The sequence below is a fragment of the Nonomuraea rubra genome (assembly GCF_014207985.1).
In the GTDB taxonomy this organism is placed as follows: domain Bacteria; phylum Actinomycetota; class Actinomycetes; order Streptosporangiales; family Streptosporangiaceae; genus Nonomuraea; species Nonomuraea rubra.
In genome coordinates this window covers 6,617,943-6,642,253 of record NZ_JACHMI010000001.1, presented here as the reverse complement: position 1 = coordinate 6,642,253, position 24,311 = coordinate 6,617,943, and the positions used below count along the sequence as shown (strand labels likewise).

The 24,311-nt window shown below is 69.3% G+C and carries 25 protein-coding genes and 3 pseudogenes; 7 read left to right on the top strand and 21 right to left on the bottom strand.

The window, feature by feature from the left end:
• Positions 1-90 precede the first annotated feature (90 nt).
• The 12 genes and pseudogenes from HD593_RS30340 to HD593_RS30285 form a co-directional block, all read right to left on the bottom strand.
• Positions 91-483, bottom strand: a complete 393-nt coding sequence (locus HD593_RS30340; protein WP_185105415.1) for a hypothetical protein — start codon at positions 481-483, stop codon at positions 91-93.
• 503 nt (positions 484-986) lie between these two features.
• Positions 987-1,391, bottom strand: a complete 405-nt coding sequence (locus HD593_RS30335) for a hypothetical protein (RefSeq protein ID WP_185105414.1) — start codon at positions 1,389-1,391, stop codon at positions 987-989.
• A 179-nt stretch (positions 1,392-1,570) separates the two neighbouring features.
• A complete protein-coding gene (locus HD593_RS30330) occupies positions 1,571-2,194 on the bottom strand; it encodes a hypothetical protein (RefSeq protein WP_185105413.1) in 624 nt (207 codons plus the stop codon).
• A 591-nt stretch (positions 2,195-2,785) separates the two neighbouring features.
• Entirely contained in the window at positions 2,786-3,391 is a 606-nt protein-coding gene (locus HD593_RS30325) for a response regulator transcription factor (protein WP_185105412.1), read from the bottom strand.
• Positions 3,388-4,542: a sensor histidine kinase gene (locus tag HD593_RS30320; RefSeq protein ID WP_185105411.1), complete on the bottom strand. Its 1,155-nt coding sequence runs from the start codon at positions 4,540-4,542 to the stop codon at positions 3,388-3,390. Before HD593_RS30320 ends, HD593_RS30325 begins: the two co-directional genes overlap by 4 nt.
• Entirely contained in the window at positions 4,539-5,549 is a 1,011-nt protein-coding gene (locus HD593_RS30315) for a sensor histidine kinase (protein ID WP_185105410.1), read from the bottom strand. Before HD593_RS30315 ends, HD593_RS30320 begins: the two co-directional genes overlap by 4 nt.
• A 217-nt stretch (positions 5,550-5,766) precedes the next feature.
• Positions 5,767-6,255: an SRPBCC family protein gene (locus HD593_RS30310; RefSeq protein ID WP_185105409.1), complete on the bottom strand. Its 489-nt coding sequence runs from the start codon at positions 6,253-6,255 to the stop codon at positions 5,767-5,769.
• Between the two features lie 384 nt (positions 6,256-6,639).
• A pseudogene (locus HD593_RS30305) lies at positions 6,640-6,786 on the bottom strand (transposase); the annotation flags it as partial.
• Positions 6,787-7,119: 333 nt separating this feature from the next.
• Positions 7,120-7,809 carry a type 1 glutamine amidotransferase domain-containing protein gene (locus HD593_RS30300; RefSeq protein ID WP_185105408.1) on the bottom strand — a complete coding sequence of 230 codons (690 nt, stop codon included), beginning with the start codon at positions 7,807-7,809 and terminating at the stop codon, positions 7,120-7,122.
• Positions 7,810-7,899: 90 nt separating this feature from the next.
• Positions 7,900-8,493 (bottom strand): TetR/AcrR family transcriptional regulator, encoded by a 594-nt coding sequence (locus tag HD593_RS30295; RefSeq protein WP_185105407.1) that lies wholly within the window; start codon positions 8,491-8,493, stop codon positions 7,900-7,902.
• Positions 8,494-8,736: 243 nt separating this feature from the next.
• Complete coding sequence (locus tag HD593_RS30290; RefSeq protein ID WP_185105406.1) at positions 8,737-9,993, bottom strand: M24 family metallopeptidase; 1,257 nt, start codon at positions 9,991-9,993, stop codon at positions 8,737-8,739.
• A gap of 59 nt (positions 9,994-10,052) precedes the next feature.
• Complete coding sequence (locus HD593_RS30285; protein WP_185105405.1) at positions 10,053-11,027, bottom strand: SDR family NAD(P)-dependent oxidoreductase; 975 nt, start codon at positions 11,025-11,027, stop codon at positions 10,053-10,055.
• A gap of 121 nt (positions 11,028-11,148) precedes the next feature.
• On the opposite strand from HD593_RS30285, the gene HD593_RS30280 reads away from it, so the two are divergent.
• On the top strand, positions 11,149-12,087 hold the full coding sequence (locus tag HD593_RS30280) for an AraC family transcriptional regulator (RefSeq protein WP_221525059.1): 939 nt from the start codon (positions 11,149-11,151) through the stop codon (positions 12,085-12,087).
• 92 nt (positions 12,088-12,179) lie between these two features.
• Here HD593_RS30280 and HD593_RS30275 read toward each other — a convergent pair whose 3' ends face one another.
• The 4 genes and pseudogenes from HD593_RS30275 to HD593_RS65245 all read right to left on the bottom strand — a co-directional run.
• Entirely contained in the window at positions 12,180-14,393 is a 2,214-nt protein-coding gene (locus tag HD593_RS30275; RefSeq protein ID WP_185105403.1) for a xanthine dehydrogenase family protein molybdopterin-binding subunit, read from the bottom strand.
• The gene (locus HD593_RS30270) at positions 14,390-15,370 is read right to left on the bottom strand and encodes an FAD binding domain-containing protein (protein ID WP_185105402.1); all 981 of its coding nucleotides are present in this window, start codon (positions 15,368-15,370) and stop codon (positions 14,390-14,392) included. Before HD593_RS30270 ends, HD593_RS30275 begins: the two co-directional genes overlap by 4 nt.
• A gap of 1 nt (position 15,371) precedes the next feature.
• Entirely contained in the window at positions 15,372-15,857 is a 486-nt protein-coding gene (locus tag HD593_RS30265) for a (2Fe-2S)-binding protein (protein WP_246546791.1), read from the bottom strand.
• A gap of 15 nt (positions 15,858-15,872) precedes the next feature.
• Positions 15,873-15,986, bottom strand: a pseudogene (locus tag HD593_RS65245) (twin-arginine translocation signal domain-containing protein); the annotation flags it as partial.
• A gap of 132 nt (positions 15,987-16,118) precedes the next feature.
• On the opposite strand from HD593_RS65245, the gene HD593_RS30260 reads away from it, so the two are divergent.
• Positions 16,119-17,054, top strand: coding sequence for a helix-turn-helix domain-containing protein (locus HD593_RS30260; protein ID WP_185105400.1), 936 nt, complete (start codon positions 16,119-16,121; stop codon positions 17,052-17,054).
• Between the two features lie 125 nt (positions 17,055-17,179).
• On the opposite strand, the gene HD593_RS30255 is transcribed toward HD593_RS30260, so the two are convergent.
• On the bottom strand, positions 17,180-18,196 hold the full coding sequence (locus HD593_RS30255) for an SDR family NAD(P)-dependent oxidoreductase (RefSeq protein ID WP_185105399.1): 1,017 nt from the start codon (positions 18,194-18,196) through the stop codon (positions 17,180-17,182).
• A gap of 83 nt (positions 18,197-18,279) precedes the next feature.
• Positions 18,280-18,576, bottom strand: coding sequence for a hypothetical protein (locus HD593_RS30250; protein ID WP_185105398.1), 297 nt, complete (start codon positions 18,574-18,576; stop codon positions 18,280-18,282).
• Here HD593_RS30250 and HD593_RS65240 point away from each other — a divergent pair.
• From HD593_RS65240 to HD593_RS30240, 3 genes and pseudogenes are all read left to right on the top strand, one after another.
• Positions 18,566-18,652 (top strand): annotated as a pseudogene (locus HD593_RS65240) (hypothetical protein); the annotation flags it as partial. The gene HD593_RS30250 and the pseudogene HD593_RS65240 sit on opposite strands and share 11 nt — an antisense overlap.
• Before the next feature lie 160 nt (positions 18,653-18,812).
• The gene (locus HD593_RS61985; protein WP_246546789.1) at positions 18,813-19,220 is read left to right on the top strand and encodes a hypothetical protein; all 408 of its coding nucleotides are present in this window, start codon (positions 18,813-18,815) and stop codon (positions 19,218-19,220) included.
• A 4-nt stretch (positions 19,221-19,224) separates the two neighbouring features.
• Complete coding sequence (locus HD593_RS30240) at positions 19,225-19,389, top strand: hypothetical protein (protein ID WP_185112777.1); 165 nt, start codon at positions 19,225-19,227, stop codon at positions 19,387-19,389.
• 17 nt (positions 19,390-19,406) lie between these two features.
• Here the strand turns inward: HD593_RS30240 and HD593_RS30235 are convergent, their stop codons facing one another.
• Both HD593_RS30235 and HD593_RS30230 read right to left on the bottom strand, forming a co-directional pair.
• Positions 19,407-20,030: an NADPH-dependent F420 reductase gene (locus tag HD593_RS30235; RefSeq protein WP_185105396.1), complete on the bottom strand. Its 624-nt coding sequence runs from the start codon at positions 20,028-20,030 to the stop codon at positions 19,407-19,409.
• Positions 20,031-20,063: 33 nt separating this feature from the next.
• Positions 20,064-20,798 carry an SDR family NAD(P)-dependent oxidoreductase gene (locus HD593_RS30230; protein WP_185105395.1) on the bottom strand — a complete coding sequence of 245 codons (735 nt, stop codon included), beginning with the start codon at positions 20,796-20,798 and terminating at the stop codon, positions 20,064-20,066.
• A 145-nt stretch (positions 20,799-20,943) separates the two neighbouring features.
• On the opposite strand from HD593_RS30230, the gene HD593_RS30225 reads away from it, so the two are divergent.
• Positions 20,944-21,585 carry a TetR/AcrR family transcriptional regulator gene (locus tag HD593_RS30225; protein ID WP_185105394.1) on the top strand — a complete coding sequence of 214 codons (642 nt, stop codon included), beginning with the start codon at positions 20,944-20,946 and terminating at the stop codon, positions 21,583-21,585.
• A 1,302-nt stretch (positions 21,586-22,887) separates the two neighbouring features.
• The gene (locus HD593_RS30220; protein ID WP_185112218.1) at positions 22,888-23,139 is read left to right on the top strand and encodes an SDR family NAD(P)-dependent oxidoreductase; all 252 of its coding nucleotides are present in this window, start codon (positions 22,888-22,890) and stop codon (positions 23,137-23,139) included.
• Positions 23,140-23,640: 501 nt separating this feature from the next.
• Here HD593_RS30220 and HD593_RS30215 read toward each other — a convergent pair.
• Positions 23,641-23,889, bottom strand: a complete 249-nt coding sequence (locus tag HD593_RS30215) for a hypothetical protein (protein ID WP_185105393.1) — start codon at positions 23,887-23,889, stop codon at positions 23,641-23,643.
• Between the last annotated feature and the right edge of the window lie 422 nt (positions 23,890-24,311).

Here is a 24,311-nt window from a genome sequence, read left to right as displayed (position 1 = left end):
CGAGCTGGTCGCTGACAGCTGTCTGCATGCTGGTCAAGCGTGTTCGGACTGCGCGTCCGCCTTGGCCACAGCCACAGGGCAGACGGTCCCTCATGTTCCCTTCGTGGACCAGTCCGGCACCCCCTGCTCAGTCAGCTGGGCGGAGATGAGAGCTCGAAGCTCGGCCGCTGCCTCGGGGGCCGTTGTTTCGGCGAGTTCTTCGGCGTCGAGTTCTTCGTCTTCTTCATCGGGAACCAGCCATCGATCAAGGACGGAGGGCACGAGTCGCCATTGCTCAGCGGTAAGTCTCGGTGTAACTGTCGCCTCCATGGGCGGCCACGACCCGGAGCCGGGAACACCGGGTGTCCAGTGAGCGATCTGCTCCCAACCGGCCCTACGAATGCTGCGCGCGAGATCGGCTCGTTGACGATCGCCGCCCACTGTCTCGACGCTGGCATCGTTGTCCATGCAGCCGTCGATGTAGCTCCATTGGTCCATGGTCATCGAGACGGGGTACGTCACGGAGTCGCCGGTAGTCGACGAATTCATGATCGGTGATGGTGCGCGATACGCCTCCAGGTGTCAAGGGTGAGCATTGACGGCCAACCTGTCCGCATCAAGTCACCCGGACCACCCACGACCCCTGCCACGACGAGGACTCATCGTCCCGGCCTGAGCTCACCTACGCCTGCCAGCAAGATCAGTCCTAAGGGGTTGAAGACCCTGCCCAAGTACGGGACCAGCAGCAAGGTGCTGGCTCTAGCCCGGCTGGTCGAGCCGCGCCGGGCATGCCGGAAGGGCGAGCAGGCGACGCTGCGCCTGGCCGTGCCCGAACGTGCTGCCGGACTTCCTGCCTTCGTGAATGCCATCGGTCCCCCGGGCGACGTCGGGGTCGTTACTGGTGCGGCGGGGGCCACCACGTCTCGGAGGTGGAGGCGATGGAGGCAGTCACCGATGAGGCGGGCTGATCACACGCAGTGCGAAGTTCGCGGCGCTCAGACGGTCGATCAAAGGGTCGTGGAGCTCTCCGGGTCGTACCCCTCGGGGGCGATCGTGTTGTTGCCGATGGTGACTGGTTCGCCGAAGGCGAGCGAGCTGCTGCGTGCCTGGCCGTGCAGGGTAAGACGTTGAGCGAAGGTGCGCTGGGAGGCGAGATCGGACTCTATCTTGTGCTTCTCGCTGGTCTTCAGAGTCACCAAGGAGACGATGAGAGCGGGTATGGACACGAGCTCGGTGATGACGGTGCCAATTGTGGACAGCAGTTGCAGCTGCGCCCGAACACGGCGCTGGCGGTGAATCCGAGGCCGAATGGCCAGGCGCCGGATGGTGCGAGCGGAGGAGCCGGGGGCATGGTTGCGTCCAGGCAGGCCCAGCGTGGACGAGACGTTCGCGGGGCGGGAGCGGTTCGGCATGTTACGTGGATCTGCACCGAATTGCCTGGTCGCTCAAAGTGCCAGCGCGTGGAGAGCCAACCTCATGCCGTGCGGGTCGGCTACTACGTGTCCGAGAACTGCGGTCACCACGTCAACGAGGCCGAGACGATGGACCTCGTGGTTGACGAGGAGGGCTGATGACCAGGGCCAGGCCGGAGTCATGCACAGGGAACTATCCCGGTAACGACCTGCTTGAGTTCAACCACGCGAAACCCCTGGGCGGCCGACAGCCACGATTCCCGATCAAGCTGGTAGTACAGGCCGTTGTTGACTGCCCAGAGTTCGGACCTCGTCTGGGTGTCGATTGCCCATTCTGGCTCTCTCTCGTAGGTTGCAGAGTCAGACAGTTGGAGAGTTCCCTGGCTACACGGTCCGATACTGAGGCTGAAGTACAGGTCAGGCTTCTTCGGCTTCTCTGTCGAGATCAGGCCCCCAAGGACCCAGCGTACGTAGATGTCGGCTGGAGCCGAGTTGGCATTCCGTACATGGAAGATGTGCGGGTATGAGACCTCGGCCCAGACATTGATGTTCCGTATGTAGGCGGTTCTCTCCAATTGGTCAGCTCTGGCTTGAGCGGCTGCTCGTTCTCTCTGGTCCTCCGCTCGTTGCTTCAAGGCGTCCGCTCGCTGCTGTTCACTGAGTGCAAGCGCGTTCATGGAGATGATCAGAGCGAGCACCGCCGTGAGGCTTCCGATGATGCCCGCGATGGCGGTCCAGAGCTGGACCGAGGTGAACCGGCGGCGTAACCGCCGGCGCGGCCGGGGCCGGGCGATGATCCGCACGGTGACGCGAGGAGTCCTGATCAGGAGCGGGGAGCGTCGCGGCGGTTTCCGTCCCATGCCCCATTCTGTGGCGGGGCGGCCCTTGATCGCGCGGCCACCACACCGACATTGATCCAGCGCACGTTATCGAGCACCCCGACGCCGTCGCCTGATGTGGAGACCCGCGCGGGCCGCATGCGCAAGGATAGGACGGTCAGCCCTCGCGCGAAGAGGTGTTCACGAGAAGGCGTGACCTGGTCGAATGAACACGTCGGAAGATCGCTTCCCGGGATGAAAGTGATCGCTTCCCGGGCTACCGCCGGTGTTGACATGGCGATGATGAGAAGCGACCCATTCCCTTGTGCTCGTTGTTCAGATTCCTGTCCATGACGGCCCGCTCCCAGGCCTCGGCCATCTCATCAAGCGTGTGCCTTGGCCGTCGGGCGCGGAGGACGCGCGTGCCATCAGCTCGCCGACCGGGTCGCCGTAGTGGCCGGCGAAGGCGATCAGATCGCCGCGGAAGGCGCGCCGGGTGTGCGTGGAGGCACCGGCGCTGGCCAGGTCGGTGAGGAAGTCGTCCAGGGGCGCTGGGCTGTTGGCGGTACCGGCGCGCTAGAGCCAGCCGGCGTCGCGAGATATGCGGATGGCATCAATGCGGTTGCGCCCGCCGACTTTGCTGATCGCATTCGACAGGTAGTTGCGCACCGTGGCCTGCGACAGTGAGAGCTGGGTGGCGATCTGGCCGGTGCGGATGCCGCTTGCTGCGGCGCGCAGCACCTCGGTCTCGCGAGCCGTCAGCGGGCTACTGCCTGTCTCGAGCGCGGCGGCGACGAGTTCGGGGTCGATCACCCGCTCCCCGGCCGCGATGCGCCTGATCCCGTCCGTGAGGGTCTGTGCTGGGGCGTCCTTGACGATGAAGCCTCGCGCGTGCGCCTTCAGCGCGCGCAGCAGGTTGCCCGGCTGACTCAGCCCGGTGAGCACGAGCGTGCGGCAGTCGGGGAGCTGGGCGGACAGTTGCTCGGCCGCCGACAGCCCGTCCAGGCCAGGCATGTCGATGTCCAGCACCGCCACGTCGGGGCGCACCCGTAGTGCGGCGTCCACCACCTCGTCGCCGCGCTCGATCTCGGCGACGACCTCCATGTCGTCCTCCAGCGACAGCAACGCGACCAGCGCGGATCTGATCATGTGCATGTCCTCGGCGATCAGCACGCGGATCACGTGACCTCCTCGGGAACCTCGACCGACAGCCGGAACCGGCTGTCATGGACACCTGCCTCGCACGAGCCGGAGGCGGCTTCGGCACGCTCGGCCACTCCGGCGAGCCCGAAACCATGCTGCGAACCGTGGCCGGCGGGGATGCGGACACCGTCGTTGACGATTTCCAGACGTATTCTCCCGCGCTGCCGGGAAAGCTTGATGGTGCAGGAGCCGGCGTCGCTGTGGCGCAACAGGTTGGTGGTGCCCTCCCGGATGGCCCAGGCCAGGGCGTCCTGCGCGGACGCGGGCAGTGACGGCAGGTCGGACACGTCGAGCCGGGTGTCCACCCCCGCCGCGCCGAGCAGGGCCGCGGCCCCGTCGATCTCCGTCCGCAGCGACACGGTGTGCTGGTCGCGGGTGATCGCCCGTACGCCGTGCAGCGCGTCGCGGGCCACGCCGGTCAGGCTCTCGATCTCGGCGCGGGCGGTGGCGGTGTCCTTGGCGAGCAACCGCAGCGCCAGGTCGCCCTTGAGGGAGATCGCCGAAAGGCTCTGGCCGAGCAGGTCGTGCAGGTCGCGCGAGACCCGGATCCGCTCCGCACCGACAGCCGTCGCGGCCAGCTCGGTACGGGCGGCCTCCAGCTCGTTCACCAGCCGCACCAGCCCGGCTCCGCCGGCCAGAGCCGCGGCGAACAGGCTGGGGACGACCACGGCGTACAGCTCCAGGATGACGACCTGCCAGACGCTGAACTCCGGTGTCCGCAAGGTCGCGATCAGCTGGAGGACAACGTAGACCGACACCTGCGCGGCGGCTGCTACCAGCCTCGGCCGGCCGCGCAGGAGCATCAGGATCGAGGCCATGGTGAGAGCGCTGATGCTGATCCAGTTCAGCCCCAGGAGCCAGATCGGGGCATGGGTGAGCAGCAGGATCGCGGTGAGGCTCCAGCGCCAGCGCGCGGGCCGTTCTCCCCGGGCGGCGGCGAGGCTGTGCCGCAGTTGGAGCGCGAGGATCACGGCGGCGAGCAGGATCGCGGGCAGCGGATCGGTGGGAGGTGAACCGTCGACGCCGAGGCTGGTGTAGACCGGCGCCTGAGCGGCCAGCGGCACGTGCAGCGCGATCAAGGGCCAGCGCGGGTGCCGCAGCACCCATCGCGGCGGTATCGACACTGTCATGCCCGCACCTCGATCGTCTCGGTGGAGTCGCCGGCACGCACGTCCAGCAGCACCCGGCCGTCCAGGACGGTCGCCGTGATCGTGCAGGTGCCGATGGGTCCCGCACGCAGCAGGCGGGTGACCGTCGCGCGCAGAGCACCTCGCGACCGCGGGGCGATGGTGTCCGGGATGCCGCCGTGTGGCAGGTCCAGGCGGGTGGCGATGCCGGCCGCGGTCAGCAGGCTGGCGGCGGTCTCCAACTCGGCACGCAGCGACGGCTGCCGGTAGCCGCGTACCCGCCGCCTGGCCTCGGCCAGCGTGCGCCGCGACTCCTGCGCGAGCCCCGTCAGATCCGCCGCCGCGGCTGCCGGCTCGCTCTTCGCGATGCTCGCCGCCCGGTCGCCGCGCGCCGCGATCGACTCCAGCGCGCTGCCGAGACTATGGCGCAGGTCGTCGTCGATCCTGCGCCGTTCCTGCATGACGGCTCGCTGAGCCAGCGCCTCCCTGGCCGCCTGCAATCGGGTCAATGCCGCGGCGAGCCACACCAGCAGCAACAGCGCCGCACTGCCGCCCAGCACCGAGAACGTCAGCCACGGCGCGGCCGTCCACGACAGCCCGAGCGCGTGGGCCACCGGCGCCGCCGCGGCCACCACCACCACATATCCGAGGTACGACCACGGCGCGGGCAGCACCAGCAGGAACGACACCACCAAGGCCGTGTACGCCCGCGGCCACATGTTCCCGGCCAGCGGGGTGGCCCCGAGGATGACCGCGGTCATCGCTACCAGCGACCAGCCGCCGAGCGGCGGCCGGTGCGCCCGCGCGGCATACCAGACGTGGCGCAGGTGCAGCGGAAGGTAGACCGCGGTCGCCGCGAGACTCCACAGCCCGGTGCTGACGCCGTTGCCCACGTAGCTGAACGCCAGCCCGACTTGCACCAGCGGCAGCACAGCGCTGCAGGCGACCGCGCCGACCGGAGCCAGCCGGACGACGCGGTCGGATCGCCACAGCTCCGTCAATCCTCCCACCGCCTGTCCTCGCGCCCTGGTGGACCAGAGTAGAGCCTGCGGCCGAGTGCCCCATCGGGCGGCCAGTCCGGCGCGGCCCGGGGCCTCGGACCCGCCGGCATGCCGAGGACCCGGATCCGTGCCGATCGCCCATCGGCGGTGGCCGAGAGCGGCGGCGTCGTGGCCGTTCAAGGACTCGGTGATACGCGCCACGAGCGCGACGAGATCAGGCGGAGCCCTAGACCACGTTGATGACCCGGCCGAGATTGTCCATCTCATTGCCGCGGCCGGCCGTCAGGCGCTGGGTCCACTCCTCGTCGTGCATCGCGTCCATGGTCATGACGACGTGAACGCCGTCACCCGAGGGCTGGATCTCGACCACGGTGAGGAAGTCGTAGGGCTCCACGCCGGGGATGAAGTCGGCGAGTGAGGTGTAGGAGAGCGTGCGCGGTTCCGACACCTCGACGAACTTCTTGCGGGACTCGGTGCTCAGCGGCATCCCGTGGCTCTCCATGAACGCGATCTGCTCCGGCGCCGTGGCGGTCATCGTGTAGACGAGGTCGCCGCCGGGCCGCAGGTCGAGCTTGCCGACCTCGACGGTGAACCCGTCGGGCGCCCACCAGGACTCGATGCCGGCACCGGTAGTCCACAGGCGCCACACGTGCTCGGGCGTGGTCGCATAGGTGCGCTCGATCCGGACGGTCTTGGCTACGGGTGAAATGGTCATGAATACTCCCTTTGAGATGAGGTGAGGCGAATCAGATCCTCCACTCGAAGGTCAGCAGCAAACAGATGCAAATGTCACGAGACAGGTGATGAGTTTCGTGACCGCCTCATCCAGGGGGTCCTAGTAGCAACGAAGCGGAATCCAGCGAACCCAGGGAGTGCCGCCCTAGCGGCTGATCTTGGTCGTTGAAGTGGGTAGAGGTCGGCAGGGGTGAGGCCATGAAGACACACTCGGGGGCGGCGGTCTCGTTCGGGAAGTCCCGCACGATCGCCGGGTACTTGCGCCCTCACGTCATCTCGGAGAACTCGTGGAAGGTCTCCAGCGCCGCCTCCTTGGCCGGGGCGGTGTAGACGGGGGGCCGGACCGCCTCCACTTCTGCCATTAGGCCATCCCGTCCATGACCTTGCCGGTGATGGTGGAGATGGTCTGCTTGGACACCTGGGCGACGTACACCTCGGCCAGATGCGCGGAGATCCCTCCATGGGGTGGGCCCTTGGCCGACAGCGACAGCACCATCTCATCCACACCCGATCATCAGATCCGCCGTTAGCTTTTACAGTCCCTGCGGTGGCGCCTGAAATACGGTTGTTCTCTCGCGGGCCGCCAGCTGGGTGGCCTCAGCGGTTGTGCGAGTCGTCGACGCCTTCGACGATGAACTACGTGGAAGTCCGCGCCGGCCTGGCGGTACGGATTACCGCCAGGCCGGCCGGGCTGTCGTGTCACGCCCGTGCGGTCCGGAACGCCGGGAAGCGATGGATCAACACTCTCCGTCAAAAGCCGCATCTCTCAGGGGCTCGATCGCCAGGTCTCCGGTGACCCCGGTCGGGGCGATCAGGGGCTCAGGGAGATTGACCACGTGCGCGCTCACTGGCCGGCTGTGGTGACCAGTTTGATGAGGGCGTCGGCTACCGGAGCCGAGGAAGCCGGGTTCTGCCCGGTGATCAGCAGACCGTCCTGAACGACGTGGGGTTCCCAGTCGCCGGCCTTGGAGTAGAGGCCTCCCAGGTCTTTGAGCTCGTCCTCGACCAGGAAGGGGACGACCTTGGTGAGCTGGACCGCCTCCTCCTCGGAGTTGGCGAACCCGGTGACCTGCTTGCCCCGCACCAGCGGCGTGCCCTCCTCGTTGACCGTGTGGCGCAGGATGCCGGGGGCGTGGCACACCAGAGCGAGCGGCTTGCCCGAGCGCAGGGTCGTCTCGATCAGCCGTGCGGAGTTGGTGTCCTCGGCCAGGTCCCAGAGCGGGCCGTGACCCCCGGGGTAGAAGACCGCGTCGAAGTCGTCGGTCGAGACGGAGTCCAGGCGCACGGTGTGCGCCAGCGCCTCGGTGGCCTGCGGGTCGGCCTCGAAGCGCCGGGTCTGGTCGGTCTGGAAGCCAGGTTCGCTGCTTTTCGGGTCCAGCGGCGGCCGGCCGCCCTGGGGCGAGGCGAGCACGATCCGCCAGCCGGCCTCCTTGAAGCGGTAGTACGGCGCTGCCAGTTCCTCCAGCCAGAATCCGGTCTTACGGCCGGTGTCTCCCAGCTTGTCGTGCGAGGTGAGAACGATGAGAACCTTCATGATTTTTCCTTGTGAGTAGTAGACCGGTCGTCTAGAGGTAGGCGAGAGAGTGCAAAGCTTGCGCCCGGAGGGGCCTGGTGTTCAGGGTCCCTACAGGTGCAGGAGCCGACGGGTCGCCGCCATGGCGGTGTCCAGCGGCGCGAGATTGCGGTGGATCTTGGCTATGACGCTCGCGCCGAGCCACATGTCATACAGGACCTGGGCCACGGCGCGAGGGTCACCGTCAATCGAGAGGGAGTCGTCCTCAAGGCCGGCGGCGATCGTCCGCTCGATGCGGTCGACAATCGCCTCCGTGCCCTCCTTCAGGGCCAGTCGCATCGACTCCGACAGGTCGGCCACCTCGGCGCCGAGTTTCACGGCCAGGCACTTGCCCTGACACTCGTCCACGCTCTGCGTCTGCCGCCAATGCTGCCAGTAGGCCATCAAGCGTTCGGCGGCCGACTCGCCGGACCGCGTGAGGATACGGTCCATGTCGGTGAGGTAGTCCGCGAAGTAGCTCTTCAGCATCGCTTCGCCGAAGGCGTCCTTCGAGTCGAAGAAGTGATAGAAGGAGCCTTTCGGCACGCCGGCCTCCGCGAGCATCTCCTTGAGGCCGACCGCGGAGTAACCCTTGTGGGCCATGATCCGCTGGCCGGCGTCGAGGATGCTCCGGCGGGTGTCTGTGCTGCGCGTGGTGACCGGCATGTCAGTGACCATAGCGGATGAGTAGACCGGTCGTCTAGTACGAGGGAAATGCCGGTGAGCACCGCCTCGATCTGCGCCGACCCCAGCAGGGCGTTGGCCAGCCTTACCTGACAGCGCTGCCGGCCGAGACGCTCACCATAGTTGCCGCCGACTGGATCTCTGGAGCACTCGGATGACACGCTGTCACCAACACCCACCGAGTCCTAACAGGACGCGATGGCGTCCTGGCGTACGGTGTGCGCGTCACCGCCGGGCGCGGAGCACCTGGCGGGTCAGCGGGCTGAGCGCGATGGGCTCGTCCTCCGTCACGATCACGGTGCCGCCGACGTGGGCAAGGTGACCACCGAAGGCGTACTGCGGCTCCAGGACGAAACACATCCCGGGCTCCAGCACCAGGCCGGCCATGAAGGTGGGGTGAGCGTGCACAGGCGGGTACGCCTCGGCGCCTGGGAGCAGGCTGATGTCTCCGCGGCCCTTGCCGGCCGCGAGGAGAGCGTTGATCGAGTGAGCGGCGATGAGGTACGTCTGCCCGTCGTGCGCGTCGAGCGGTGCGTGCATCGCTTCCACGACGTCACCGAAGGTCCGCCCCGGCCGGAGCGTCGCCAGGCCGGCGTGGTAGGACTGCTGCGCGACGTCGCCCGCGCGCCAGAAGTCTTCGTGCACGTCGCCGATCGCGATCGTGACCTGGTGTTGCGTGTGGCGCCCGCCGAATTGGGAGAACACCTCGGCATAGATGACGTCCCCGTCGGCCAGCTCGCGCGGTGCCTGCGCGCGGTAGCACCATGCGGGTATCCCCGAAGCGACGGGGTCGCGGCCTGACCACAGGTGCATGGCCGCGGGCAGCGTCCCCCGCCGAAAGCCTTCGGCCATGCCCGCGGCGTAGATCTCCGCCTCGGACACCCCTGGGCCCGCGGTATCGACCATGGCTTGCACCATGGCGTCTCCGATCTCCGCGGAGCGCCGTACGAGGGGAATCTCTTCGTCGCTGAGCCGCATCGTCATCAGGGCGACGGCGACGTCCATCTCCCGGAATTCGACGTCCGGGAGCTTGTCCAGGACGCGGCTCCACAGCGTGTGGGGCAGGATGCCTTCAGGATGCCACGGCAGATGTGCCCCGAGTCCTACGACGCCGATGTTCCCCCCGTTCAGGCCCAGCTCGGCGAGCGTGTCCGTGATCTCGGCGGAGGTGCGTGAGGCACGCAGGTTCCGCGGCGGGATCCAGGATTCGTCACCACGCCGGCTGGACTCCAGATGGTCCAGGATGAACATCCCTCCCGGCAGGTGCACGATCGGCTCGCCGTCGCGAGGGAAGACGACGGTGGTTCCGGGGCGCTCGTTGGTGAACCACGTGTCGTAGGCGACCTGGGCGGGCCCCGCGTCCTCGTGCTCGCCGAAAACGAGCAGAGCGTCCAGGTTCTCACGTGCCATGAGCTCCCGGGTGAGAGCCCAGCGGCGGTCACGCTCGGCCGTGGACAGGGTCGGCACAGCCATGTCGTTCATGGTCTTGTCTCCTTGGTGGTGATCATGGTGCGTCAGTGGGGATCGCAGGGACATCTCGGTCAGACACGCGCGCCGGTCAGCCTCTGGCTGCCGGACCAGAGCTGCTCGGCGCGCGCGGTGTCGTAGGACTCCTCCGACGAGCGGGTCTCGGCGCGGCCGTCGAAGTACCTGCCTGTGGTGTCCGCGAGTTCCGGGGCGGTTACCAGCCAGGCGAGCGCGGCCCCGGACTCGGCGGCAGAGTTGACGTTGGGGGACACCACCCGGCGCAGCAGCCAGGTCAGGCGGGGAAAGACGTGCGAGGAGATGAACCGCACCGGGGCGGGCAGTGAGCGGCCCAGGGCTGTTCCTGGCACCATGCCGGGGTTGAAGGCGTTGGCCGTGACGCCCTCGGGCAGGCGACGGGCCAGGGCGTAGGTGAAGTAGAGGTTCGCGAGCTTGGAGGTGCTGTAACGCCGCTGCCCTGCGACGAACGCGTTGTCCGGCTTCGCCGGCACCGCGAGCTCGCCCCGCGCCAGGGCATCCGCGCTGCTCCACGCCGGGGCGGGGCCCAGCTTGAGCGCCGGGTCGTGGGTGTCGCTGGAGGTCACGACCACGCGCGCCGGGGCGCTCAGCACGGGCAGCAGCGCGTTGACCAGCGCGAAATGGCCCAGGTGGTTGATGGCGAAGGTGGACTCGAAGCCATCGGCCGTGTGGATCAGGTTCGTGCCCATCTGCACGCCCGCGTTGCACACCAGCGCGTGCACCGGCGGGAGCGTTTCCGAGGTCGCGCGGCTCGTGAGCTCCGCTGCGAAGGTCCGGACGGACTCCAGTGAGGACAGGTCCATCGTCATCGCCTCGGCCGTGTTGCCGCTCGCTGCGGCGGAGGTCAACGACTCCACAGTCTGCCGTCCGCGGGCGGCGTCACGGACGGGCAGCACCAGGTGCCAGGGCCCGTGCTCGTCGCGGAGGATCGCGGTGGCCGCGGCGAATCCGATGCCGCTGGTGCCACCGGTGAGGACGATCGTACGGGCCTCGCCCGCGGACTGAAGTGACATGGTCATGCCTTCCTTCGGTCGTCGCCGCGACGACGACCGTCGCGGTGACATTCAGCCTGCCAAGCACGAATGGCACTTTGAATGCTTGTGAGTCCTTGTTTCTTGTGCGAGAGTGCCAAACGTGGCAGACCAGTTGTCCGAGGTGCTTGACCTCGTGGAGGTCTACGGCGCGGTGTCCGGCGGATTCGCGGCCCGTGGCCGGTGGATGGCACGCTCGCCGTGCTACGACGCGATGAAGCTCATCGCCATGGTGTCCGGCCACGGCCGGCTGCTGACCGACGGCCTCGACGAGCCGGTCGAGCTCTCCGCTGGTGATGTCGCCATCCTCAACAACCGCACCTGGCTCGAATACGAGGGCGGCCCGCAGGGGGACGGTCCACGCCGCCAGATCAGCCCCGAGGAGAATTTCACCGGTCTCAGCGAGGCGGATCCCACCACCGACGATGTCGTGCTCGGGATCGCCGTGGGCATCAACGCGGCAGGTCAGGAGCTGTTGCTGCAGACGCTGCCGCCGGTGGGAGTCGTCAGGGCCTCAGCGTCGGCCCCGCTGCGCACCATCCTTGACCAGGTCTTCGACGAGGTCGCGGGCCGCCGCACCGGCTCCGCCTTCGCCATCCGGCAGTACGGTCAGCTCCTCTTCCTCGCGGTCCTGCGCGCCTACCTCGACCAGATGGAGGCTCCGCCGGGCTGGCTGCGGGTGCTGACCGACGAGCGGCTGCGCCCGGCCGTGGCCCTCATGCACAACGAGCCCGCCGCGCCGTGGGGCCTGGAGGAGCTGGCGCGCTCCGCCGCGATGTCCCGATCAACCTTCGCCCGCCACTTCCGCGCTTCGGCGGGCATGCCTCCGCTCACCTACCTCAGTCGCTACCGCATGCTCCTGGCGCAGCGCGCCCTGAGGCAGAACGGCACGCGCATCGGCGCCCTCGCCGCCGATCTGGGGTACGCCTCCGAGGCGGCCTTCAGCAACGCGTTCAAGCGCGAGACCGGCGAATCCCCGCTGCGCTACCGGCACCGGGTGCGCAACGAACCGTACGGACGCCGCCGGCCCACCCCGGCGTGAGCGGCCCGCTCGGGGCGCCGGCAGCAAACGCGGGGTCGGCCGAGGTGGGTGCGGCTCGCCGGGGGGCGCCGGTCAGATCGGCGGCCCCGCCATCACAGGAGGGCTTCGATGGTGATGGGAAGGGAGCGGATCCGGCGGCCGGTGGCGTGGAAGACGGCGTTGGCGATCGCGGGTGCCACACCGACGATCACCACCTCACCCAGGCCCTTGACGCCGATGGGGTCGGCGGTGCGGTCGTCGCCGCGCAGGTAGATGGCATTGACGTCGGGGACGTCGGCGTTGACGGGGACGAGGTAGTCGGCCAGGTTCGCGTTGACGATGCGGCCGTCGCGCGGGTCGGTGACGGCGTGCTCCAGCAGGGCCATGCCGATGCCGCCGGCCATGCCGCCGATGGCCTGGCTCTCGGCGAGCTTGGGGTTGATGATGCGGCCCGCGTCGTACACGCCGAGCACCCGCCGGATACGTACCAGGCCGAGGCTTTCGTCGACGGCGACCTGGGCGAACACCGCGCCGTAGGCGTGCGTGGAGAACCGTTCCACCTCGTCCCCGGGGGTGTACCCGCCGGGCGTCTCCAGGTGGGAGAGGCCGGCGCGGGCCAGCAGTTGCCGGTAGGTCTCGCCGCGTTCGGGATTGTCGCGCAGGTGCAGGCGGCCGTTCTCGACGGCGACGTCGCTGGCCGAAACTCCGTGCAGAGGTGAGCCAGGGTCCTCGACGGCGAGCCGGATGGCCTGCAGGCGGAGCTTGTCACAGGTGTCCTGGACGGCGGAGCCGACGCTGGCCATGGTCAGGGAGCCGCCGTGGGGCGGGGACTGCGGCATGGTCGAGTCGCCGAGCTGGAACCGCACGCCGGCCATGGGGAGGCCGAGTGCGTCGGCGGCGACCTGAGTCATGGAGGTGTAGGTGCCGGGTCCCATGTCGGAGGTCGCGCACTGGACGATCGCGTTGCCGTCGGCGTCGAGCCGGGCCAGGGCCTGGGCCGGGGCGCGCAGGGTGTGGTAGGAGGCTACCGCGACGCCGGTGCCGAGCAGCCAGTTGCCGTCGCGGGCTGAGCGTGGCTCGGGATCGCGGTCGTCCCAGCCGACGGTGCGGGAGCCGATGCGCAGGCACTCGCCCAGCCGCCGGGTGGAGAACGGCGCCCCGGTGCTCGGATCCCGGCCGGGCTCGTTGCGCAGGCGCAGGTCGATCGGGTCGATGCCGAGCTCGTGGGCGAGCTCGTCCATGGCGCACTCGATGGCGAACGCGGCGGTGGCCGCCCCGGGGCCGCGCATGTAGGTGGGGGTGCCGATGTCCAGGGGGATCGACCGGTAGGTCTGGCGGACGTTGGACGTGGCGTACAACATCCGGCCCTGGACGGTCAGGGACTCCCGGTAGTCCTCGTAGGTGGAGGTCGCGGCGCTGATGTCGTGCACGGCGGCGGTGAGCCGGCCGTCCTGGCCGGCGGCGAGGGTGAGCGTGTAGTCGGTGACGGGGCGGTGTCCCGTTCCGGTGAACATCTGCTCGCGGGTCAGGACGACCTTCACCGGGCGGCGCACCTGGCGGGCGGCCAGCGCGGCGATGGTGACGTGTGGCCAGGCTCGCAGCGCACTGCCGAACGCACCGCCGACGAACGGTGAGATGACCCGGATCGACTCGGGCGGGATGCCGAACACGGCGGCGAGGTCGGCCCGGGTGTTGAGGACGTTCTGGGTCTTGTCCCACAGCGTGAGCCGGTCGCCGTTCCAGTGCGCGATGGTGGCGTGGGTCTCCATCGGATGGTGCTGCTCACGCGGGAGGCGGTAGGTCTGCGTCAGCCGCGTGTGTGCCTGCCGCAGCGCCGTCTCGACGTCGCCCCGCTGGTAGTTCTCCTGCTTGTTGGGCGGGCCCGCCGGGAAGGCCAGATCGGTCGCGGGCGGCTCGCCGTCGTAGCCGATCCGCACCAGTGCCGCCGCGTGCCGGGCGACCTCCAGGGTTTCGGCCACCACGACGGCGACGGGCTGGCCGAAGAACCTGACCCGGTCGTCCTGGAAGACCCGCAGGCGCTCACCCCCTCCCGCGGCGGGGTCGGGCATGCCGCGGAAGGGCTGGTAGGGCAGTTTCGGCGCGTTCAGATGGCTGATCACGGTGAGCACGCCGGGCAGGGCGCCGGCGCCCCGGGTGTCGATCCCGTTGATGCGTCCCCTTCCTGTGGTGCTGGTGACGATCACGCCGTGGGCGACGTCGCGTACGGCGCCGTGGGCGTCGTGCTCGGCGGCGTAGGCGGCCTGGCCGGTCACCTTCAGCCACCCGTCCACCCGGGACAGTGGCGCTCCCGCCGCGGGCCGGGTCATCGCGTTCCTCCCACCGTGCGTAGCTGACGTTCGATGGTGCGTTTGAGGAGTTCCGCCTTGAAGGCGTTGTGGCGCAGCGGGCGCGCGCCGTCCGCCGCGACCGCCGCGGCCCGCGCCCACAACTGCTCGGAGGGACGGGCGCCTGCCAGCAGCCGCTCCACCGCGCCGAGCCGCCACGGCACCGTGCCCACCCCGCCGGCGGCGATCCGGGCGTCCCGGATGACACCGCCGGACAGGTGCAGCACGACGGCGGCGGAGGTGAGCGCGAACTCGTACGACTGCCGGTCGCGGACCTTCAGGTAGCCCGAGAGCAGGGGGCGCGGGTGCGGCGGGATCTCCACGGCGGTGATCAGCTCGCCGGGCCGCAGGCCGTGCTCGCGGTCGGGCGTGTCACCGGGCCGCAGCAGGAGCTCGGTCAGGGCGAGGCCCCGCTCCCCGTCAGGGCCCAGCAGGTGCACGCGGGCGTTCAGCGCCACCAAGGCCACGGCCAGATCGGATGGATGGGCCGCCACACACGCGTCCGACGTTCCCAGGATCGCGTGCGAGCGGTTGTACCCCTCCAGGGCGGCGCACCCGGACCCGGGCCGCCGCTTGTTGCAGGCGGCACTGACGTCACGGAAGTAGGCGCAGCGGGTGCGCTGCAGGAGGTTGCCGCCGATGGTGGCCATGTTCCGCAGCTGTGGCGACGCGCTCAGCTCCAGCGCCTGCGCCACCACCGGGTAGGCGCTGCGCACGCGTGGGTGCGCGGCGACGTCGGACATGAGCGCCAGCGCGCCGATCCGCAGACCGCCGGACGCGGTGGCCCGTACCTCCCGCAGCGGCAGGCCACCGATGTCGACCAGCGTGTCAGGACGTTCCACCGTCTCGCGCATCAGGTCGACCAGCGTCGTGCCGCCGGCGATGTAACGCCCGCCGCGCGCTCCGGCCGTGATCGCGGCACGGGTGTCGGCCGGCTTGGTGTAGACGAACGGGTACATGTCAGCTCCTGCCCGCGCGCGCCGTCTGCGCGATCGCGTTGACGATCTTGACGTAGCAGCCACAGCGGCAGAGGTTGCCGCTCATCCACTCGCGGATCTCCTCCCGGGAGCCGGTGTGGCCCTCGCGGATGCACGCCACGCCGGACATGATCTGTCCCGGGGTGCAGTAGCCGCACTGGAAGGCGTCCTGCTCGACGAAGGTCCGCTGCAACGCGTGCGGCTCACCGTCGCCTGAGGCCAGGCCCTCGATCGTGGTGACCTCGGCGTCCTGGCACCGCACCGCCAGCGTCAGGCACGCGTTGACGCGGCGGCCGTCCACCAGCACCGTGCACGCACCGCACGCGCCCTGATCGCAGCCCTTCTTGGTGCCGGGTAAGGCCAGCCGCTCGCGCAGCAGATCCAGCAGCGACGTGCGGTTGTCGATCGTCACCTGGTGCCGTCGCCCGTTCACGGTCAACGACAGGGCGCCGCCGTGGGCTGTCTCCATGGCTTGCGCGGACGGAAGGACGCCGGCTGCCACACCACCGGCAGCGGTCGTCGAAAGAAAACCCCGCCGGGACACCCCGGGCGGTGAGTGCCCATCCAGGCGGTCCTCGCCAGAGAGCTTGCCGGACATGAATTCCCCCTACTCCTTGGGTTGGCGTGGCCACTGCGAGTACACGTGCTGAGCGGACAGGGAGCAAGGCACTGGTGAAGGGCGTACTGGCAGGGCACCCCTGGCAGGTGGCAGGCGGCGTAGCTTGGGAGCGTGGACACCCGCAGCCAGATCAGTGAGTTCCTGACCTCCCGGCGCGCCAAGATCAGCCCGCAACAGGCCGGGTTGTCCTCCTACGGCACCCGCCGGGTGCCCGGACTGCGCCGTACCGAAGTCGCCCAGCTGGCCGGAGTGAGCGTGGAGTACTACTCCCGCCTGGAACGCGGCGACCTGTCAGGGGCATCCGACCACGTCCTGAGCGCCCTGGCCCGCGCGCTGCAGCTCAACGACGAAGAACGCATCCATCTGGAGGATCTTGCCCGTGCCGCGGGCCCTCGTCCGCGGCGGCGGCGCCGCCCCGCCCCCAGCCAGGTGCGGCCCTCGGTCCAGCGGCTCCTGGACTCCATGACGGGCGCCCCGGCATTCGTCAAGAACGGCCTCTGCGACGTCCTGGCCACCAACGCTCTCGGCCGTGCCCTGTTGGCACCCATGTTCGACGCAGCCCGCGGCGCCATCCCCAATCACGCCCGGTTCACCTTCTTCGACCCCCGCTCCCACCAGTTCTGGGGCGACTGGGACGGCGCCGCCGACGTCACCGTCGCCCTCCTGCACGCCCAGGCCGGCCGCGACCCCTACGACAAGGACCTCACCGACCTCATCGGCGAGTTGTCCACCCGCAGCGACGACTTCCGCGTCCGCTGGGCCCGCCACGACGTACGCCAGCACCACCTCGGCCGCAAATCGGTCCGCCATCCCGTGGTCGGTGACCTCCACCTCACCTACGAATCCCTGGACCTGGCCACCGACGGCCTCACCCTGGTCGCCTACGGCGCCCAGCCCGCAACTGATGCCGACGACAAACTCCGCCTCCTCGCCAGCTGGGCCACCACACTCGACCACGCCACCGCCCCCCGCACGCCGACCGCGGCACCGCCGCCAACGACCGCCGGCCCCACCACCGCGCCGCCGCCCTCGGCCTCCGCCGTCTGATCAACCTCGGACTCGCCGGCACCGGCGGCGTCACTGCATGGCGAGAGGGTGAGCCGGCCCACCCATCAAGATCTTCGCGACGTTCCTGGACCAGCGGTGCGGTTGGCCAAGAGGGACTGTGCGGTCTACTGGACAGACCCCGCCAAGAGACGTTCCGCAAGAGCCCACAGGCGGCGGGCCGAGGCGGGGTCGGCGGCGTACGGAGCGAGGTCGGTGCTGATGTCGCCGGCGGCGAGCATCTCCGGGGTGAGGGGGCGACTGTCGACCGGGGCGATGTCGCAGTTCTTCAGGTAGACGCCGCCGATGCCGTCGAGCAGAGGACTGGCCGCCGCGAACACGATCGTGGCCGCGGCCTGCCGCGGGGTCTTCTTTTCGCGCTCGGGGTCGATGATCGGCTGGTCGTCGCCGCCGATCAGACCCAGGGCCCGCAACTGGGCCAGGTCGTAGAGCGATCCGGACTCCTTGTGCAGGGACGTGGCTACGGAAATGCCCGGGTGCAGGCTGTAACCGCGGATGCCGTCGGTGGCCCAGCGGCGATCCAGTTCGGTGGCGAACAGGATCAGGGCGGTCTTGGACTGGCCGTATGCGAGGTTGCTGTCGTAGCCGCCGGTGAAGTTCAGGTCGTCCCAGCGGATGTCGGTAAGGCGGTGGCTGCCGGAGGCCACGTTGACGACCCGGGCGCCGCGGGCGGCGCGCAGGGCGGGGAGCAGGCCGAGGGTCAGCTGGAAGTGGCCGAGGTAGGCGACGGCGAAGGTGGCTTCGTAGCCGCGCGCATCCACGACGAGCTCACGGCTGACGGCAGTCGCGTTGTTGATCAGGACGTGCAGCGGCCGGCCGGAGCTCACGTAGGCGGCGGCGAAGGCGTCGATCGACTGCGGGGTGAGCAGGTCCAGCTGCTCGACCTGGACCCCGTCGATGCCCGCCACCGCGGCGGCCGCGGCGTTGGTGTCGCGGGCCGCTACGGTGACGGAAGCGCCGGCCTTGCTGAGTGCCTCGGTGCTCGCCAGTCCGAGGCCGCTGTGGCCCCCGGTGATGATGACGTTCTTGCCTGTCAGGTCGATGCCGGCGAGGACTTCATCGGTGGTGGTGAACGCGGTGAAGCCCGAGCCGAGCGGCTGCTGATGTTCCAAGGTCTTGGTCATGGCTCCAGTCTGCAGAGGCTCAATTGGACGGAGAATGCTTGAAAGGCCGTATTTTCTTCGTGAAAGTTCAGACCTAGTCTTGATCATTTGTCGGAGGTGTTCGACCTCATCGAGGGTCGCGGCCAGATCTCCGGCGCGGTCGCGGTGCGCGGGTGCTGGGTCACGCAGTCCGTCATCCTGACCGGCCGCTCATGGCTGCGCGCCGAGGGCGGCGCCGGTGACGGTCCACCACGGAGTTCACGCCGGAGCCTGGACAGTATGCCGTGCGCGTCGGCGGTGCGGGCTTCGCGGTCGACGACGTCCTCCTCGGCGGTCACGTCGACCTCAACCCGGCCCGTACGGCGCTGCTGACAGCAGGCGCTGCCGCCCGTGGCGCTCATCCGAGCCTCCCCTGCCGCCACGCACGCCCTGCGCGCGTCTGTCGACCGGCTGGCCGAAGAGGCGACGGGCGAGCGGATGGGTGCCGCCTTCGCAGTACGCCGGCACGCCCAGCTGCTGCTCCTGGAGGTGCTCCAGGGCCCAGCCGGTGCATGGTGCGCACCGCGGCGATGGCCTGTTCGACGCTGGCCGGGGCCTGACCGGCCTCGCACAGCCGGGAGTCGTATTCGGCCAGCGCGTGCGCGGTGGCGGGCAGCGCGATGCGGCCATGGTCGCCGCCTGGCGCGACTGGCTGACCGTCCTCGACCAGGCCGGACACATCGGCGGACGGCACGCGATGACCTGGCCGAACGGCAGCACCGCTTCGACGAAGAACGCGACCGGCTGCAGACCGAGCGCGACCAGGCCCGCCTGGCCCAGGCCACCGTCGAAACCCGGCTGGAGACGGTCGAACGCGAGCTGGAGACCCTGCAGCCAGTTCGCCGCCGCCGGCCTGGTGGTGCCGCCGCTGGCCGACGTCAACGGCTGGCCCGGCGTGCGGCTGCCCGGCGAGGCATTCCACGCCGTCACCCGGCACGGCGGCGTGGTGATCCTGCACCCTACGACGACGTCATCCCGCTCGGCGATGCCACCATGCAGGAGATGAGCCGGTGGCCGCCCTCCTACAGGAATTGTCCGAGCAGGACCGGCAAGGCCTCGCCGACCTGATCAACCAGCTCGCGCACCAGGACCCGACCCTGACCGCCTGGAAGCACCAGGAACTCTGGGACTCCCAGGTGAGCCTCGTCAAGGTCGTTGGCGAGTTCTTTCGGTGATCCGGTCAACCGTTTGCTCAGACGGGAACTTCGGTGATGCTGAGGGAGAAGTCCAAGCTCCCCACCCCGTGGTTGGCGAGGCCCACCGTGACCACGCCCGCTCCTTCCAGCCAGTGCGCCATTTTCAGGCCGCCGACGTCCAGCGGGCGCAGCCCGAGGCTCTCGACGAACGCCTCCACGCTTGCCTTGGCCTGCGCATTGTCGCCAGCGATGAAGACGTCGGGCCGCCCCTTCTCCAGGACATGGCGGAAGATGGTGTTGAACGCCTTCACCACGCTGGCGCCGGCCGGGGCCGCCTTGGCGACTTCCTGCGCGATCGAGGTCTCCTCGCGGTGGGCCAGCCCGTCGAACGTGGCGTTGAAGGGATTGCTGATGTCGACGATGACCTTGCCCACGAGAGCGTCTCCGTACTGGGCGACGACCGGCACGACGCCGTCGTACAACAGGGCCACGATGACGATGTCCCCGGCCGGGGCGGTGCCCCATTCTCCCGTCGTGGCGCCGCCGCCGAGAGCCTTGGCCAGGTCGGCGGCCTTGGACTGATCGCGGCCCATGACCTCGACGGTGTTGCCACCCGCTACGGCCCGCGCTCCGATGGTGCGGGCCATGTTCCCGGTGCCGATGATGCTGATGGTGCTCATGAGATGTCCTGCCCTGGTTGCGCGTTGTTCGGTTCAGATGGCGGTGGTGCCGCCGTCGGCGACGAGTTCCATGCCGTTGACGTAGCTGGAGTCGTCGGAGGCGAGGAAGAGGGCGGCGGTGGCGATTTCGCCGGGACGGCCCATCCGGCCGCGGGGGATGAGGGACTCGAACTGGCGCTTGGTGGCCTCGTCGAAGAGTTCTTCCTGCTTGGCGGTGGCGACCTGGCCGGGGGTCAGGACGTTGACGCGGATGCGGCGGTCCTTGAGCTCGTTGAGCCAGACGCGGGCCCAGGCCTGCTGGACGGCCTTGCTGCCGGCGTAGACGCTCCAGCCGGGGAAGGCGCCGAGGGAGGCGTTGGAGCCGGTCATGAGGATGGAGCCGCCGTCGTTGAAGAGCGGGAGGGCCTTCTGGACGGTGAACAGGGTGCCGCGGGCATTGAGCCCGAACCAGGTGTCGAACTGGGCCTCGGTGATCTCGCCGAGCAGGGCGGGCTCGCCTCCGCCGGCGCTGGCCCACAGCACGTCGAGGCTGCCCTTCTCCCGCTTGACAGTGTCGTAGAGGCGGTCCAGGTCGTCCAGGTCGGCGGCGTCGCCCTGGACGCCGGTGACGTTGCGGCCGATCTGCTTCACGGCCTCGTCCAGGGCGTCCTGGCGGCGGCCGGTGATGAAGACGTGCGCTCCCTCGTCGACGAACAGCTTCGCGCCGGCCAGCGCCATGCCGGTGGTGCCGCCGGTGATGACCGCTACCTTGCCGTCAAGCTTTCCCATAGTCGCTCCCGTGGGGTCGGTGGTGCCGTGTGCACCTGGAATGACGGCGTTATGTACACCGCTCTGTGTGCTTACGGTACGGGGCGGGCGGCCGGGGCGCAAACTATGTACACCGGTCGTTACCCGGCTTGGGTACCATGGACCCATGTCGGAGTTGGAGAAGGGCCCCACGGGCCGCCGCCGCGGCCGGGGCGCCCGCGAGCGCATCCTCAGCGCGTCCCAGCAGCTGTTCCGCGAGCAGGGCATCAACCGCACCGGCATGGACCAGCTCTGCGCGGCGGCCCAGGTGTCCAAGCGCACGGCCTACCAGCACTTCACCGGCAAGGACGAACTCGTCGCCGAGTACCTGCGCCGGTTCGACCCCTCCGTTCTGTCCGGCGTGTTCGACCGCACCGACCTCACGCCCCGCGAACGGCTCCTCGCCGCCTTCGACGTCCCTCCCACCACCCCCCTGTGCCCCTACATCGGCGCCGCCGTCGAACTCCACGACCCCCAGCACCCCGCATCCCAGTACGCGCGCGACTACAAGAAAGCCGTCGCCGCGCGGCTGGCCGACACCGCCCGCGAAGCCGGCGCCGCCGAGCCTGAACAGCTCGGCGAGCAGCTCGCGCTGCTCATCGACGGCGCCGCGGCCCGGACCCGGGTTCTCGACGCCGACGCCTTTCCCACCGCCGCCGCCATCGCCGCCGTCCTCATCGACAACGCCATCCCCGCGTCATCTCCTCGGCAGTCCAGCGACGACCGCGGAACCACCGGGTCTGCTCCCGTTCCGGTGGGAGGCCGATGACGGCCCGATCGCGCCTCGTCGGCCGGAAGGCGACGTCGAGTTCGGCGTGGCCGGAGCGGTAGATCACGCCGTACAAGGGCGACCCGGCTGGCTAACCCGGGTCCGGACCGTGAGGCCCGCCAACGCGACTTTGCTCGTTTGCTGCTCAACCCCCGGTACAGGCCCTCCCGGCGCAGCAACGCACCCTTGCCGGACTTGTCGAGGTGGTGCCGCCCAGGCACACACCGCACCGGCCCTCCCGCGCCCACGCGTCCAGCGGTGGCCGGCACCGCGCTGCGCCCGCGCAGGAGGGCCCGGGCTGCGCGAGGAGCAGGCGGCGGTGAACTGCTTGCCGGCGGTGGTGCCGGCGCTGGCCGCAAGCAGGTGTGGGCGCATCCGCTCGACCAGCGTGGCGGCCGGGACGCCTCCGGTGTAGCGGTGCCGCCGGCAGAACGCTTCCATCCTCGCTGTGCCGACGCGTGCGGCATGGGGGGAGTCGTTGATGAAGGACAGCGTGATGCCGCGATCCAGGGTGGAGAACAGGTGCAGCGGGGCTGGGGTGTTTCGGCCGTCTCCCCCTGGTGAACGACGCTCTTGGCCGCGTGGTGCTCACTGGACACCACACCGAGATCACACAGACCCTGGCCGAGGGACGTTCAGGAGTGGACGGCGCGGATCTCCGTAACGGTGAATTCGTCGACGATGTGCCGGTTCTGCACCAGGAACCCCACCACTCCCGCCACCGCCTCCGCGCCCAGGGCGGCTCTCACACGTGCGCTCAGAAGGTAGACAAGGGGCGTCGACGGCTGAGCGAGCGTGAGGCCGCGGTCGTGGCGGTGCACGTCCTGCAGCGCCCTGATGGGGATCGGCCGCTCGGTGGTGAACCACGCCGCGACCTCCCACAGCGGAAGTGCCGGATCGACGTCGGCGGAGGCGTGATAGCAGGCGACGCAGCCGTTCCCAGCATGCTGACCATGCGGGCAGGTCCACTGCGCGACGTCGGCCGGGCTCTGGCCAGGGGCGCTCAGGACGGCTGCTTCGGTGACGCGGCGGCGTACCGGCCTTGGCCGGTCCTCCCACGGAGTGCTGAAGTCGCTGCTGATGATCGGATCCCTTCGCGGCTACATCCCAACACATCGGAGCCTAGTCTCGTTACCCGCTCGGTGCCCGAGCGGTGAGAGTCGCAGCGATCCACGATCGGCCCGCCGCAGCCGTTCGGCGATGGTCAGCAGCTCGGCCGGTCCCCGCCCCTAGCGCCGCAGATGTCCGGCCGTTTCCGAGGAATTACAGGCAAGCGCCCAGGCGGCGTCCGAGGCCGTCCTCATCACCGGCGCGATCTCAGGCATCGGCCAGGCGACCGCCTGCGAGATGGCCAGGCAGGGGGCAGGTGTGTTCTTCTGCGGACGCAGAGAGGAACCGGGCCACCGCCACGAACGGGCGATCAGGGACTTCGGCGGCGAGGCGGCGTACCTGCGGGCCGACGTGTCGAAGGAAGCCGACGTGTCGAAGGAAGCCGACGTGCAGGCGTTCGTCAACGCCTGCGTACGCCGACGCGGGTGGGGTGGGGTGGGGTGAGCGTGAGCCGCGGTACCGCATCAGGCGTCGGAATGCGTCATGCGCAGCAGCGGGTGCCCGGCTGGTTCGCCGAAGGTCTGCTGAACGTGCCGGAGATGTCGCTGCGGCGTAGCGACTACCTCTAGCGTTGGGAGCCGGTCGACGCAGAGAAGCCGAAGGACGCCACCCTTCTCTGACAAGGCTCAATCGATCACGTGGCGGCGATGTGCAGGAGGTGAATCTTGCCTGCCGCGACGAAGGGCCCTCCTTGAGTTCCCTTCTCCTGCAGACTGCGCCCGGCTCTGTGATCGTCTCTTGTGGAGTTCGACGGCTACGGGCCTTGTCCGAGTGGAAGATTCCGGAGCGTAGGAGCCTTCGCCGACCGCGCTGCACCCCCTGGCCGAGGAACGCCCCGCGTGGTTAGTGGAGGTGGGCCTGTGGGATGGAATTGTCTGCCTTGCCGGTGGCGTGCTGGGATGGCTTCTCGCCCGGCTGCGACCCGGTGGACTGGCCGGACGGTGGTCAATGTCCTGGTGTGACTTGGATCGTTGGGTGACGTGATTTTTGGGATCGCTCTCTGTCATGCACGGGTCGGGATTGGATCCCCACTTCAGCCGGGTCGTCTTCGCCTGCCGCCTTCACGTCCATGACATCTGGCGACATGCCATCACCGATCCCCAGATCGGCCTTTGCGTCCGGCAATGCTGCGCCCTCATCGTCGGCGAAGGCGTCGTCCGCGCCGTCGCACAGGTGACCGGATTTGGCGTCCACGAAGACCGGATCGCGCTGGGTGGGACACCCGCTGGAGACCGGGCATCCCATTCGTGACGCCCACCTCGGTGCCCCTGACCCCGTCACCAACGGCTCGCAGAATCCGGTCGGCTACTACGACCTCCGCGAAGAAGCCGCCTACCTGATGCGGCGATGCCACTGTGGGCGCGAACAAAACACCGATCGTGATTTCCTGCCCGGCCACGACGTCCGTGCCATGCGGGCCCGCGTCCGCTGCCACGCCACAGCACCAGCCGTGACCCCGCCGCTCCGGGGCGGGCGGATCAGGAGATGTCAGCCGGGCAGACCTCGCCGGGCGCCTCCGGCTGCGCGGCAAAGCACCAGGTCAGGATGCTGATCACAGCGGGCGCCGGTCCGGTCGGCCTCCGCCAGGACGACCGGGCCGGAGACGGTTCTCAGGA